The following is a 15,303-nucleotide window of genomic DNA, read 5'->3' as shown; positions in this document are numbered from 1 at the left end:
CTATAAAGATATTGACGCATTATACTAAAATCTAAAAAACAAATCATAAATCTCAGATTGAAAAAAGTCCAAAAATCAGGACTTCTTTTCGTCGTGCAAACAACAAATAAATTACAAGTATAAAAAAATGGGCATCACTATTTGTGACACTCATTTAACAAGAACTGTCAGATATTTGTCCTTGACTTTTGAACCAGTTTAAAGTGAAGCAACTTTATTTAATGACAGTATTGATGCTATTTGTAAAAATATAAAAGAGGTATGTTTTGCAAAAGTCACTGGAGAAAACTATTGATACTGTTTATAGTTGAAGAAGGTGATAGTAATTGAAACAGTTTAATGTTGGAGATACAGTGTATTTTATTAGTTCATCTGTTTTTGTTAGAAGAGCTACGGTAATACGTGCTGCAGCTGGCTTTGTTACTATTAAGTTTGATACAAATAATGGTAATGATGGACCTTCTGGTATACGAGTGCGTGAATCAAAAGTGTATCATACAGAAAAAGAAGCGAATGATGTTGTCCAGGTCAATAAAAGTAGACAGCAAAACAGTCGATAGCTATAATTAGTATTGTTGTTCATCTTCCTGACAAATATGGATAGTTGGCTATTCTATATAATATGGAATAGCTTTTTTGCTTTTAAATGATATTGTTGAGATATGAAAACTTATAGTTCTTATGTTAAATTTTATGTAGCCTAATGGCTATTGATATTCCGGAGATTTATGATTGTTTTAATGTACAGTATTATGATGTGAATGGATTTGATGTTGAACCAATGGACAGCTACAAATAAAATATTTCGTCCAGATTCACAAATTGTTTCTCATTACTTAGGTACGTTTAAATCCAGAATTGTAATAAAATTAATAGTAGATTTTAATTGTATAAAAAATTTATGTTTCATGGGAATGAAAGTAGAAATAACTCAATTATCTATTACAAAAAATATTCAAATGAAAATATCTAAAGATCAGATTTAATTTCGGTACCATCATAAATTGGCTGATAGTCAATATCTTTAATAAAAATTTGTTTTTTTATTTTGTTAGGTAAAGCAATAAATACTGGTATGTTTTGCTTTCTGCAGATTTTAGTTAACTCTTTTTTATAAATTTCAGGAACATTATATCCGATAATCAAATGTTTAATTTCATCTTGTTTAAAATAAAGGTATTGATCTTGTTGAACGATTCGATATTCCAATTCATTTTCCCAACATTTTAATTTTTTGTAAAATGTATCTATTATTTTGTCTTCCAATAAAGGATCATTTGCCCAACAAGTGGTATTTCCGTCATCTTCATTAAAATAATTAATTTTTCTTATGCGGTTTAAAGAACAATTTGTATTAAATCCAATACATACACCACAATAATTATTTGCATATAATGCCCACATTAGATGTGATTTCGCATCAATTGTTAATGATAATACTCTATACTTTTCAAAGCGTTCATATGTATGATGTGGTATAAACCCGTTGTTTGCCAATAAAGATGCTCCAGCAACGCCATCTCCATATATTGTAAGGTGTGATGCCTCAAATGGATCATTTAAGTTTTCAAGACTTGCGCAATATAATTGGTGTTCTTGGATTATGTCTAATATATATTTTATTTTTTAGTATCAAATTGTATATCAACATTATTTTCTTCTTCTTTAGATAAAACAATAGGTTTATATTTATAAACACTTTCCGGAATCATAAAATCCTCCATATATGATCATTTTGTAAATTATTTAAGTAGTAAAACAAATTTCTGTACTATTTGATTATAAAATTATAAGTTATTTTTTGATATCTATTCTACTGATTAGTGGCAATTTTTTTGCATATTAGAAAAACCAATTCTTAGGGATTGAATTGGTTAATTGTGTTGTTATTCTGGAATAATGTCAATTATATCTAGGTTGTCATAAGAATGCTTCGAATTAGGGTTGCTTAATAAAGTATCTTGTAAAGATTTCTTTAATTTGTCACAACAAGGTTTAAATGAAAGATAAGTGATTCCACCACCTACAACTCCACCGACTACTGGAATTGCTTTTTTAAAGAATCCGGCAAAAATCTCTTTTGTCATTCTTACCGCAAACCATTTAGATATTTTCTTGACCATTGGATAGAATGTACCTTTAGTAAGTGCTTTTGATAATAACTTCTTTTCTACATCTCTACCTAGTGCAGTAGATAACATTTTAAGGGTTGAAGTTGCGCCCTTTACTCCATACATGACTCCTAAGCATAGTGTAATAAGGTTCATTGTTTCATCATCAATATTTGTACCATTTTCAATATTAATTTCTGGAAATCCATATAAATATAATAATTTTTGAATGGCTCTTAACATGTAACCATAGTATTGTGCAATATCTGCAGGTAAAGTAGCAGCCATTGCTACTCCTCCCGGTACTCCTAAAGCTAACGAAATTCCACTAACACAATTCCTTTCGTATTCGATAGCTTGATCTGCAATTGCATCAATTTCACTCACAGGAATACCAGCATGTGCTGGATTGTATAGAATTGCATCTTGAATAACATGTTTTGGATAATTTTTCATGAATTGTTTTTCTAGAAATTTTGTTCTATCAATATGAACACCTGGTGTCTTTAGTCCTATAATAATGATATCTTCAACATCTATTTTACCATTTTGATTCACATCAAGCGCTTCCATTATTTTATCTTTAGATTCTAATGCTACATCTTTAGTTTTTGAACCGACTTTAACGATGCCATGTCCAACTTTTACTAGACTATCTTTAACATTTTGATTACTCATATAACCCTCTCCTTTAATGCGTATAACTTAACTTGATTTTACCACAATTTATTGAACAAGTTATGAAATAGTTTAATCTATATGAAGGTTATTATAAATAATAAATATCACTTACTTTATGTCTATCTATTAAGCAGGCATAGCGGTATAATGGTTATAAAGATATAAATAGATTTTGAAAAATAATAAAATGAACATTCGATTTTAGAAGGGGATTATAGAATGAATTGTCCGGTGCATGGGAATAAATTAAAAGAAATTAAGATTAAATTACCAAATCCCAAAAAATATGGAAAATATGGACTTGTTAGTGCATTTTGTTGTTATGAATGTAAGAAGGCATATGTCGATATTAAGGGGATTGAAGAAGAGAAATTAGGAAAAACGATTTCAGGATATACAGTTGTTAATATAAATAAATGTCGTGATATGCCTGAAATGATTTATGCTTTAAATAGCAAAAGCTACAAATCATTACCTACTACTTGTAAAAAAATTAATCAATTTGTAAAGAATGGTAAGCAATATAATCTTTCTATTAAATATGATCCTCATAAAGATATATATTTTATAAATGAAAACGTATTATTTAGTAATTTAGACACTATTAAAAAATTAGAATTAAATATTGCTATAAAAGATGATGAAATTATAGATTATAAAAACTTAATGCCCAATGAAATATATATCATGAATAAAATTGAATTGGAAGAGTTATCAAGGACTAAGAAAATTGTAAATATACCAAAAGTTTTAGGTAAAGACATAAAAATGCATCATATTCCATTGAAATATGATGTGGAAAAAGATATCTACTTTATTGAAAATGAAGCATATGTGCATTATAGATCTGTAATAGATAAATTAAGTGTAAAATGTTCTAAATTGAAACTTTGTGAATTGATTGATATGTCCCAATATGCAATGCTTCCAAAGAAAATTTATGTTTTAGAGGATAAAAAATTGTCGAATTTATCACGTAAAATGAAGTTAGTTGATATTGATAAATTTACAATGAATTTTAAAGGTAATAATGTATTCATTTGGATCCCAATGAAACGCGAACAAAAAACAGGGAAATACTATATAAATCGTAAAAATTATGATTCTTTAAGAGCAGAATTAAAAATAAAGTGTAATCTGAAGGTAAGATTGTCAAAGAAACAAGATGTTTCTGAACTGTCTATAAACGCAAATGAATCGGATTTATTACCTGATGAAGTAGTAGTAACAGATAAAGATAATTGTCCAAAGTGTCGCTGCAACATGACTGTAAAAACGCATTTTTTAAATGATTCTAAAGAAGCAGTGAATTTAAGGTTATATTATTGTAACAAATGTGGCGGCTACTATATACATTTAATAGATTTTAATAATTATAAGGGTTTATATGAGCGTTATATTAAAAATATTACTGGTGTAACCGAGAAGGATGAAAAAGTATTTAATGAAGATTTATATATAAATAAAACTGTATGGAATTTAACTTATGGGCATGGAGTATTTGTTAAGATCCAGGGTTCTACTTTATTTGTTGATTTTGGAGGTAATCTTCATTCATTCCGCTTTCCTGAATGCTTTAAATCAGCTACAGTAAAGTTAAGCGATAAAAGTTTACAAGATTCAATGATGAGGTTTATTAATACAAATGATAGTGGTACTAAAATAAGTCATGTCGTAAAGAACAATAATGACATCGTTAATATAAAAAATGTAAAGGTTAAAAATACAAATACCACAGATGTTAGAAGGATACCAGGTCTTGTTTATCAGCTTCAATTAATTGGATCAAGTAACAATCATGCGACAAAGACTCATCCGGTAAAGGATGTTGTGGTTAAACTAGCTTATAAGAGTCCTAAATCTAAAACGTTTGATATTGTGAGTATTCCAATGCATTATTGTAGTCGGTGTGATAAATATTTTGATATGAAACAATCGTTTTTACAGACATTACAGAAATACAACTTAGATATTAATTATTTTGCAGCTAGTTTTGAAAGTGAAACAGGACATCCAATTGTATTTAAACAGATGGATTTAAGAGAGTTTTCTAAACTAAAATTGTTTGGTTATAGTGTAGGAGCAAATGGATTAAGTACAGGTGCAAGACATGAATTATTGGATTTTATTTTAAAGAATCATTTGATGACGGCTTCAGAAATAAAATCACAATTACAATTTAACATTCGATTTATTGGAAAGAAAGCTCACATGGATGATGCGGTTGGTGATTGGGAAATGGATATAGATTACATTAATGAATATATTCGTACTGGTAAGATTCATTGGAAGTATTAATAATAAGGAGAACTAGGATATGAAACCCAAAGAGTTTGTAGAATCAACATGGCTAGACTATAGTGATGTGACAAGTGACTGTGTTTTGATGGATTTAAATGCTTATATAAAATTTCAGTTCTTGAATCATATAACTAGGGAAGCTATGGCTGAGAAGTTATATGATCATTTCATGATGGTTGAACTAATGAATACGTGTGATTTTAATAAGCTGATCAAAAGTTATTTTAAATGTTTGAATGAGATTTTAGAATCACAGATTGAAACATCGAAACAGAAGACGCGTGCACAGAAGTATTATGAAAAGGCGGTTTCTATTAGTAAATCTAAAGAAGTGAATTTTCAGGATTTGATGGATTATACGCGTATTATGATGTGTTTATATATGGCGGTTACTAAAAATCAATCGAAGTTGATCTCTGACTTTGATTTGTCTAAGGGATGTTTGGATATGGATACCATTCTTACTTTTGTTCGCAGAGAAACCGTTCCAGCACTAGGAATTAATAAGCGTAAGCCTCGTTTTGATTTCCATAATCCATATAGTATGGATTCTTGTATCTTATTGATTTTGACATTGCTTTTATACAAATTAAAGGATGGAGAATAGGTATGGATGAAATTGAGGTAATACAAACAATAGAGGAATTGCGTAAATTCTTGAATGATAAGAATTTTATGGAAATTGTAGTTCGTCAAAAGAATAAGCGTTTTAAGAAGTTCTATAAAGTGGCTTTAGATAATATTTTTAAAGAGGCTGAACAACAGGTAGCTGCAAAAGAAGTTTTAAAGGCGGTTCAAAAGAATTCTAAGCTATTAAATCAGAATATGAAGATGATGAAGAATTTGGCTAAGATTCAAAATATAGGATTGATTTTGGATGGTGTGAATTTGGTTTCGAATTGGGCTACTTTTGCGATTCTATATGAGAAGTTAAATTCCATGGAAGAAGAGATTGTTGGTGCGATTGAAAAGGTTCAACAAAGTTTAAATAAGGGGACTGAACTTCATATTAAAGCTGAATACAATAAGGTGATTAGTGATTATCAGGATATGTTGGATTGTCGTAAGAAACAAAAGCCTTATAGTGAAGAGCAAATGCGTAAGTTAGTGGATTCATTATATGTTGTATTGGATATGATGATTGATTCTTTAAAATCCGATTTGATTGATAATAAGGACAATATGATTCTTACTGTATTTATGATGCTTTCGATGTATACAGCTTCATTGCGCTTCTTTGATGAACAATATTATTTTAATTATAAAGACATTTTGAGTGGTGATGAAGTATGGCATACATCTCACAATAAATGGATGAGTTTATATGATACTCTAACTCAATCGTGGTTTATTAACTTGTTGCAAGATCATGGTATTTTTGATTTAGGTTTAAATACGGTTGAAATGGATACGTATTATAAAGAGTTTTTAGAGCAGGTCCAAGATCAAAAACAAGAAGTGATTGATAATCAAGAAATTATTTTAACACTTCAAGATACATCCTTATTGAATGTATTTCATGAAAAGACGAATGAAGAAATTCACAATGAATTGGAAAAAGAAATTTCTGAGATGTTTAATGGTATTGAGGGTGAAGATGCATCGAAATTATATGATTCGTTGCATAATCAAATTCAATATGCATAAAGAAGGTTGTAATTATGGATATAGATGTAAAACAGGCATTGGCTAAATTATTATTAGCATGTTCAAAAGAGCAGGAATTGATTGATAAAGATGGTGGTAATTTAAATGTAAAGCAGGTTATTTTAAACAATATTGCTGGGTTTATTGAAATCATATCTTTGGATCATGCAGATCTTCGTATGGATTACTTTAATAAAGTGTTTCTTGGTTCACAAGATAATTTGAATGACGTTATTTCAATTCATTCTTGGTTTTCTGATTTTGAAACATTAAATGTAATGCCTATTGTAAAAGCTTTGTATGCCCAATTTGCGTATGAACTGGGTCGTTATTATTTGTTTAATAAGAATGATAAGAAGGATATTGTAAAAGATCATTTTATTCAATACATTAAACTATTGGATATTAAACAAGAAGGGAAACCTTTAGCTGTTGATAAAGTCAAAGAAGAAGTGGTTGAGGATGAAATTGAGGTGGAGTCTGAAGAATCTTTAGAAGATCTTCAAAAACAATTGGATTCCATGATTGGATTGGATGGAGTAAAGCAACAGGTACATTCAATCATTAATGAGTTGAAAATAGATGCACTTCGTAAGAGCAAAGGATTGAAAGTTTCTAATACTTCTAAACACCTAGTATTTAAGGGAAACCCTGGTACTGGAAAGACAACGATAGCGCGATTATTATCTAAAATCTATAAGGTACTTGGAATCTTAGAAAAGGGTCAATTGGTTGAAGTGGATCGTAGTGAGATTGTTGCGGGATATGTTGGGCAAACAGCATTAAAAACGAAGGAAAAGATTGATGAAGCTATGGGCGGCATTCTCTTTATTGATGAAGCGTATACTTTGGCTAAGGGTGAGAATGATTTTGGTCAGGAAGCTATTGATACTTTATTAAAAGCGATGGAAGATCATCGTGATGAATTTATTGTGATTGTTGCTGGTTATGATGGGCCAATGGAATCTTTCTTACAATCAAATCCGGGCTTAAAATCTAGATTTAATGAATATATTCATTTTGATGATTATTCTAAAGAAGAATTATTTATGATTTTTGGATTGTTGTGTGAACAAAATGATTTTAGGATGGATATAGAAGCACAAGATACATTAAAGTCATATTTAAATGATTTATGTAATCATAAGCCAGATAATTTTGCGAATGGTCGAGAAATGCGTAACTTGTTTGATAAGAGTAAAAAGGCCCATTCGAATCGTTTGGCTAGTTTAAATAAAATATCCGATAAGGATTTAATTACATTTAAAAAAGATGATGTATTAAAAGCAATCGAAGAAATGAAATCTGTATAAAAAAACTAACTCCACAAGCATTGGCATCTCGATTAACATCTTACTGGCACAGCCAGCCCAGCTTTATCCATCACAAGTAAGTTTCTGTATTTGTGATACTATATATTTTTAAAAAAATCTATAAATAGAAAAGAGATGATACTATGTTAGGAGCTATTATTGGTGATATTGTAGGTTCAGTTTATGAATTTTCGAATATCAAGAAAAAAGAATTTGAATTGTTTAAACCAGATTGTCGATTTACGGATGATACAGTTATGACGTGTGCTGTGGCAGATGCGATTATGAATGGTGGAAGTGAAAAAGACTTTATTTTATCTATGAAAAAGTATGGTCGTATGTACCCTCATGCTGGATATGGTGGTCGTTTTCGTGTATGGTTAAGAAGTATGGATACTGAGCCATATAAAAGTTTTGGCAATGGTTCGGCCATGCGTGTATCTCCTTGTGCTTGGGTAATGGACTGTGGTTTTTGTGCAAGAACAGGTATGTGGCCTAATCGTGACTTAGCAAGATTATCGGCTAGTGTAACACATAATCATCCAGAAGGTATTAAGGGTGCATTGGCGGTATGTGATGCGATCTTTATGGCAAGATTTTATTTTGGTGGATGGAATATTGAATATTCAAATCCAATTGATTCAGATCCGGATGAGTGTAAAAGAAGAATCAAAGAGCATATTGAAAATGAGTATGGTTATGATTTGTCAATGTCTTTAGATGAAATTCGTAAGAATTATGAGTTTGATGAAACTTGTCAAGGCAGTGTTCCACAGGCCATTATTGCATTTTTAGAAAGTACGGATTTTGAGGATGCGATTCGAAATGCGATTTCGATTGGTGGAGATAGTGATACGATCGCAGCTATTACGGGAAGTATTGCAGAAGCTGCTTATGGTATTTCGGAAGATATGAAAAAAATGGCTTTGTCTTATTTAGATGAGCCATTAAAAGATGTATTAAGAAGATGGAAGAAATATATGAGGGGTGATAAATCATGAATGAAGTGGTTGATTTATTGAATGAAATTTTAGATGAATTGAGAACAATAAATGAGAAATTGGATGATATTCGTGGGAATGAATATCGCGATGGTTCTTTAGAAGATATATTTGATAAATTAGATGAAATAAATGATAACATTGGTTGAAATTAATGATATGATATAGGTAATGATATATTTTTTTTCAAATCAGTTAGAATTAATAATATAATGTGGCATTGTCTGATTTTTGATGATGCCTTTTATTTTGTGGGGTTGGGTTATGCAAGATTTTAAGTTACTTACTAGACAATTGTTAGAAACATATCTAGGATCGGATACGTTGAGTGATGTTGCGATTCAAGTTTTTAGATTCCAATGTGAGTATTATTGGCACGGGAAAACAAGAATTCTTTAAAAATATTGAGAACTTTTTAAATTCTTTCAAATTTGATGTGGAGAAAAGAAAGAATATTCATTTTGAATTTAAAGATTTAGAAATAGAAGAAAATATTGTGGATGATCAATGTGTTTTTGTGTATGGATCTGTTCAAATTTATGGTCTTTATGATAAAGAAGTTCCAATTGTGCAATTGGATTCTCGCTTTACTATTGTTTATGGTGTTAGGGATGGAAAATGGAAGGTGCTTCATATTCATCATTCGATTCCAATTAAAGAACAATTGGAAGATGAAGAGTTTCCAATTACTTTAGGTAAACAGGTGCAACAGGCTCGACATGAAGTTGAGGCATTATCGGCTGGGTATTCCTATATTTGTTTGATTCATCTAGAGACAGGTGATGTGGAATTGATTAAAGGAAATACTATTCCTGGCTTAAAGGGACGCTATACTCAGATGGATCATAATATATTATTAGAGTAAGTAAATCGTTTGATTACCGAACCATTTAGGCAGAGTAGTGTTGAATTTTATGATAGTACGACTATCGCATAACGTCTTGAAGGAAAGAATTCCTTATTCCATACTTGTGAAAGTACAGATGGAACTTGCATTCTTTCGATGATTGACTTCAAAAATATGATGAGAATAGTCGTATTGTGAGTGTATTACTTGCCAATCGTGATTTTTACGGAAGAAAAGAACGTGAATTAGAACAGGAAGAGGCTTTACGCCATGAAAAGATCAAGGCTGAAAAGGCCAATAACGCCAAGTCCATATTCTTATTTAATATGTCACATGATATTCGTACATCGATGAATGCGATTTTGGGATATTCACAATTAATGAAGAAAGAATTAACAAATCCTAAACTCGTTCATTATCAAGAAATGATTGAACAATCGAGTCAATTATTACTTTCAATTATTAATAATGTATTGGATATGGCACGTGTTGAAAGTGGTAAGATGGATTTGGATGAAAATTATGAAGTAGTAGGCAATATTACTTAACTTGTTTGTAGTGCCTTTGCAGCGAAAGCTTCTAGAAAGAATATTGAATTAATCATAATTGCGAATGTCGAACACAAACATATTATTACCGATTCTACAAAGATGCAGGAAATTCTATCCAATTTAATTAGTAATGCGATTAAATATATGCCAGAAGGTGGTAAAGTTTTGATTGATGTACAAGAACTTCCTTATAATCAAGAAGGCTATACTTTAATTCAAACAAAAGTATCGGATACAGGTATTGGAATGAGTGAAGAATTCTTGCCATCTTTATTTGAATTATTTACACGTGAAAGAAATACGACTCTATCTAAAATTCCAGGTACTGGACTTGGTATGGCTATTGTCAAAAACCTTGTGGACTTAATGAATGGCAGTATTGAAGTAGAAAGTGAACTTGGTAAGGGTAGTACTTTTACGATTACCATTCCACATAAGATTGCGTATAAAGATTATACGAATAGAAATATTGAATCTTCCAATGAGTTTGATATTGATTTTAAGGGTAAAAGAATTTTATTGGCTGAAGATAATGAATTAAATGTTGAAATCACAACTACAATTCTTAGCGAAATGGGTTTTAAAGTTAAAACTGTAGAAGACGGAATTCTTTGTGTGAATGAAATGCAACATCAACTAGCCAACACATTCGATTTAATTTTAATGGATATTCAAATTCCAAATATGGATGGTTATAAGGCAACTGATTGCATTCGACATCTTTCACAACCTGAAAAGGCCAATATTCCAATTATAGCTATGTCTGCCAATACGTTTGAGGAAGATAAGAAAAAAGCATTTGATGTAAAGATGAATGATTATATAACGAAACCAATTGACTTTCAAAAAATGGAAGAAGTGTTAAAACAGGTATTGAGTAAGAAGGATCCTCTTAGTTGAGGGTTCATTTATCTTATGTTGTGTAAATGATTGATTTTGTGTTAGTTTAGATGTTAAAACCGTATCTAATTCAACGAAAATAATGCGATTTAGACAAGATAGGATCATTTTCAACAAAATGCTTGGAGTTAATAATGTTTTCACATTGGCTCTTTATAATAGGAATTGGCTACTGGATGTAGTAACGGTGAACCCTCTGAATTAAAAGGATGATATCTTGAGTTCTTAAAGATTCCGATTATGTAGGAGGACGTGTTTTATGTATATTTATCTGTACATTGATGTTGCCATGACTATCTTGGCTTTAGTTGAATTACTAAAAATTACATTATTGATTATAGAAAAATGTAAAAGACACTAGTTCACCTTCCCCAAAGGATTAAACTAGTGTCTTTTCACTAAAATAATTCAGAGGAACCACTGTATCCAGTAGTTTTTCTGTATGAATATTAAACAATTGATATATATAAAAGTCAAGGTTAACTTTATCTAAAATTAGTCGTTTTAGATAAAATAGGAACAATAGAAATTGTAACCGTATTAGTAAGGGCTACCCTTGGAATAAAAAGGATAACATCTTGAATTCTCGATGATTCCGATTTTGTACAAGGACGTGTTTTATGTACATTTATCTGTACATTGATGTTGCCATGACTATCTTGGCTTTAGTTGAATTGTTAAAAATCGCATTGATTATTATAGAAAAATGTAAAAGACACTAGTTCACCCGTCCAAAGGATTACTAGTGTCTTTGACATAAAATAATTCAGAGGAACCACTGTATCCAGTAGTCTTTCTGTATGATTATTAAACAATTGATATATATAAAAGTCAAGACTAATCTTGTCTAATTCACTGAAATAGAAGCGATTGAAGGTGAAGAATTTATCTTCAAGATTCAATTAAATTAACAGCTCTTTTAAAGTTGTTGCATTTCATCACGTGCTAATACAAAATGCAAGTTAGAGGTGAAAACATGCTAATTATGTATGAGATATTAAAACAATTACGGCTTCAATCTCTCAAGAAAAATAAAGTGGTAAAACTCATCTTTTGTTTTAGTCTAACATTTCTAAATAGTTCACATTGACATATTGACTATACAATGGCTCATCATGGATCATGGCATTTTGAAAGAATTGATCGACATCTTCATAGTTTTTATCATCCATCGAAATATAGAATAAATCATCCTCATATTTGGCTTCGATAATATAATCTTCTCCATTGATTTCTAAGGCGAGTTTACAAGGCTTTTGTAAAACATAATATAAGTCAAATAGATCCATATAGTCTGAATCAAATTGAATCAAAGAATATAAGTCGAGTACGATATGTTTAATGATTGTTAGATCACCAAAGAAGTCCGAATAGATCAATCTTTGCGACTGAAATTCTTTCGCAATCAATAATAATTGAATGGCTTGATCTTCATTGCCTTCTTCAACATAAATCTTTGCTAGCCTAGAATAGACTTCGGGAACAGGATCAAACGTATTCGTTGCTCCTTGAAGTAAAGGATATAAACTCTTAATGATTTGTACATACTTTGGATAATCTTTTTGTACATAATAGCCATTCTTATACATATCCGCTAATTTATAGGCTGCCACAATATTTCCTTGATCACTCGCAAGTTTATAGTAGTGAAAGGCCTTCTCATAATCGGGTTGTCCCACGCGTCCATAATAGTAAATGTAGCCTAAACATTCATAGGCATCTACATAGTTTAATTTAGCAGCCTTTAAATAATAGTCTTCCGCAAGATCAAACTGTTTTTGTCCATAATACCAGCCACCCAATTCCACCATATATTCTGGGTTGTTTGTTTCTTGAATTAAAAATTCTAGGGCATTTATAAATTGGATATCATCTTCGTATTGGGGATGCACCAAATCATAATAATCATCTAGTATTTGTTGCGCTTTTTCAATTGTTAATGCCATAATACACCTCAAAATAATTATATGAAACTTGTGAATTTAGGCAATACACAATGTATTGTTTTGTGTTTTTTTTATTTAAAGTTTATAATTATTTAAATAATACGAAAAAAGGAGGAGTTTCATTGGTACGTATATTAGAAAACGCAAATCGTTATAGTAAAGAAAAGGTTTTTGATTGTTATAAAAGAACATGTCAAAACGATTATTGGGACTATGATTCCATGACAAGAAAAGAAATGTTAGAACGCATGATTGAAACCTATACCCCTGAGTATCTAGTTTCTATTTGTACAACATGGGAATTAAAGGCATTAAGAAGATTATTACGTAACCAAGACTTAGAAGACGATCGTTATCGTTTTGAAAAACATGCATTAAGCTCTAAGTTTTTATATTTTGATAAAGAATTACCCGAAGAATTCAAAAAGAATGTCAAATTAGCTGTTAAAGATATTGATTTAGATCATAAGGCAGAAAAAGATGAACCAAGCTTAGTCATTCTTGGAATTATACGTGCCTTTGGCATCATTGAACCATCTTTGATTCAAGCTGTATGTAGTGCTTGTGCATACGATTATAAAGCCATTATTGAGGGGGAACTCTTTAATTTCTGGGCTTATTTAAAAGAAGATTATGAATTAATTGATCATAGTTTAGCCAATGAATATGTATATTGGGATTATAAAGATCTATTGTATAACATTCGCAATTGTCGTGTTGAACGCGAAAGATTCGAACCAAAATTCTTAGATCGAGACAGCTACATTTCTATTTTTTATCATGGTTTTGATGCGACTAATCCAGACATTAAAAAATTCTTTACGGCTGTTAAAAAAGAAGTACCGGACATCACAAAGTTTAAAGATGAATTGTTCAACAATTTGCTTCGTGGTACTGTGAATGAAGAAAAGATCGATTTAATTCCATTCTTTAATGGATTCTCCGATTCTTTGACAAAGCGCTATCGCAAAGCTGTTGTACAAATTTCATTACCAAATTATTATGGACTAAGTATGAAAGGCTACAACCAAGCACATGAGCAGGTATCTTTTAATGAGAAACTTCGTGCTCTAAATGAGAAACAAACGTATGCTTATTTAGATCAAAAAGATACACGCCTATTCTATAAGTTATACTTTAGCGTCTTAGATTATGTGAATACTTTGGAACAAATTATCCCTAATAAGAAAATTGATCCCAATAATTATATTGAACCTGATGAATTGGTCAATCTCATTGAGGCGTTCTGGAAAGAAAAAGATCGTTTTATTGATGATTATGTTCAAAAGAATCCTTTGTATCTAACATATCGCAATCTGAATATTATAAAAGATTTTAAATATGGCATGCGCAAAAACTTTTTATTGGCTGTCTATGAAAAGAACTATACGGTATTAAATGATGAAGGTATCAACTATATGGTCAAGGGTTTAAATGAAAACTTAGATAAATTTATTCCGGCCGAAAAAACACCTATGTTGATTCAAACCGCTATTATGCCATTTAATGGGATGATTATCTATGATGGTTTTATTTCAACGGCCGATATGCAGCTTAGCCAGAAACTTGTTTCAAAGGCATTTGAAGATTATAGTTACGGACAAAAGATTTATTCGTTGTTGCCAAAAAATATGAATTAAAAGCAGAATTATGAGCTCATTAATACAAGAAATCAATCATTATCCAAAAGAATCTGTGTACAGTCAATTTTTTCGGATTTGTTTTCTGGATGATGTTTTTATGAAAAAATTACTCGTAAACAAATGGCTGAGCTAATTATTCAGCAATATACACCAGAAAATATTGTAGATGTTTGTACAGTAAAAGAACTTAAATTTTTAAAACGAATCGTTGAAAACAATTATAAAGAAGTGGATGTTCATAAATTAAATCCTTTCGTTTGCCATAGGCGGAAACCCACTACCTTTAGGTGGTGGGAGGAGCCTTGTGAACCTTTAGCCATTAACCCTGACTCTCAATATACTTTTGTATAGTTGCTGACGAT

At 30.5% G+C, this 15,303-nt stretch carries 14 protein-coding genes; 11 read left to right on the top strand and 3 right to left on the bottom strand.

The genetic code is table 11. The features are described from left to right. Window positions 1-326 precede the first annotated feature (326 nt). A complete protein-coding gene (locus FYJ55_RS08475) occupies window positions 327-560 on the top strand; it encodes a hypothetical protein (RefSeq protein WP_154556464.1) in 234 nt (77 codons plus the stop codon). A gap of 409 nt (window positions 561-969) precedes the next feature. On the opposite strand, the gene FYJ55_RS08470 is transcribed toward FYJ55_RS08475, so the two are convergent. Both FYJ55_RS08470 and FYJ55_RS08465 read right to left on the bottom strand, forming a co-directional pair. Further along, on the bottom strand, window positions 970-1,497 hold the full coding sequence (locus tag FYJ55_RS08470; RefSeq protein WP_154556463.1) for a DUF2971 domain-containing protein: 528 nt from the start codon (window positions 1,495-1,497) through the stop codon (window positions 970-972). A gap of 389 nt (window positions 1,498-1,886) precedes the next feature. Continuing rightward, window positions 1,887-2,789, bottom strand: a complete 903-nt coding sequence (locus tag FYJ55_RS08465) for a hypothetical protein (RefSeq protein WP_154556462.1) — start codon at window positions 2,787-2,789, stop codon at window positions 1,887-1,889. Between the two features lie 222 nt (window positions 2,790-3,011). Between FYJ55_RS08465 and FYJ55_RS08460 the strand changes: the two genes are divergently transcribed. From FYJ55_RS08460 to FYJ55_RS11425, 9 genes are all read left to right on the top strand, one after another. Next, a complete protein-coding gene (locus FYJ55_RS08460; protein ID WP_154556461.1) occupies window positions 3,012-5,090 on the top strand; it encodes a hypothetical protein in 2,079 nt (692 codons plus the stop codon). 19 nt (window positions 5,091-5,109) lie between these two features. Further along, window positions 5,110-5,700, top strand: coding sequence for a hypothetical protein (locus FYJ55_RS08455; RefSeq protein WP_154556460.1), 591 nt, complete (start codon window positions 5,110-5,112; stop codon window positions 5,698-5,700). A gap of 2 nt (window positions 5,701-5,702) precedes the next feature. Continuing rightward, window positions 5,703-6,740, top strand: a complete 1,038-nt coding sequence (locus FYJ55_RS08450) for a hypothetical protein (RefSeq protein ID WP_154556459.1) — start codon at window positions 5,703-5,705, stop codon at window positions 6,738-6,740. 14 nt (window positions 6,741-6,754) lie between these two features. Beyond that, complete coding sequence (locus FYJ55_RS08445; protein WP_154556458.1) at window positions 6,755-8,053, top strand: AAA family ATPase; 1,299 nt, start codon at window positions 6,755-6,757, stop codon at window positions 8,051-8,053. Window positions 8,054-8,196: 143 nt separating this feature from the next. Next, window positions 8,197-9,054 (top strand): ADP-ribosylglycohydrolase family protein, encoded by an 858-nt coding sequence (locus tag FYJ55_RS08440; protein ID WP_154556457.1) that lies wholly within the window; start codon window positions 8,197-8,199, stop codon window positions 9,052-9,054. Beyond that, window positions 9,051-9,203 (top strand): hypothetical protein, encoded by a 153-nt coding sequence (locus tag FYJ55_RS08435; protein WP_154556456.1) that lies wholly within the window; start codon window positions 9,051-9,053, stop codon window positions 9,201-9,203. The genes FYJ55_RS08440 and FYJ55_RS08435 overlap by 4 nt, the downstream gene beginning before the upstream one ends. Window positions 9,204-9,385: 182 nt before the next feature. Then, a complete protein-coding gene (locus FYJ55_RS08430) occupies window positions 9,386-9,919 on the top strand; it encodes a nuclear transport factor 2 family protein (RefSeq protein ID WP_154556455.1) in 534 nt (177 codons plus the stop codon). Window positions 9,920-10,095: 176 nt separating this feature from the next. After that, window positions 10,096-10,449 carry a sensor histidine kinase gene (locus FYJ55_RS11150; protein ID WP_154556454.1) on the top strand — a complete coding sequence of 118 codons (354 nt, stop codon included), beginning with the start codon at window positions 10,096-10,098 and terminating at the stop codon, window positions 10,447-10,449. Window positions 10,450-10,551: 102 nt separating this feature from the next. Continuing rightward, entirely contained in the window at window positions 10,552-11,352 is an 801-nt protein-coding gene (locus FYJ55_RS11425) for an ATP-binding protein (RefSeq protein WP_154556453.1), read from the top strand. A gap of 1,058 nt (window positions 11,353-12,410) precedes the next feature. Here the strand turns inward: FYJ55_RS11425 and FYJ55_RS08415 are convergent. Continuing rightward, the gene (locus tag FYJ55_RS08415; protein WP_154556452.1) at window positions 12,411-13,298 is read right to left on the bottom strand and encodes a tetratricopeptide repeat protein; all 888 of its coding nucleotides are present in this window, start codon (window positions 13,296-13,298) and stop codon (window positions 12,411-12,413) included. Window positions 13,299-13,420: 122 nt separating this feature from the next. Here FYJ55_RS08415 and FYJ55_RS08410 point away from each other — a divergent pair, with 122 nt between their 5' ends. Continuing rightward, a complete protein-coding gene (locus FYJ55_RS08410; RefSeq protein ID WP_154556451.1) occupies window positions 13,421-14,938 on the top strand; it encodes a hypothetical protein in 1,518 nt (505 codons plus the stop codon). Window positions 14,939-15,303 lie beyond the last annotated feature (365 nt).

It is taken from the genome of Holdemanella porci (assembly GCF_009696075.1).
GTDB classification, from domain to species: Bacteria; Bacillota_I; Bacilli_A; order Erysipelotrichales; family Erysipelotrichaceae; genus Holdemanella; species Holdemanella porci.
Note: the sequence above shows the minus strand (reverse complement) of the source record. Positions and strands in the feature narration are given on the sequence as shown.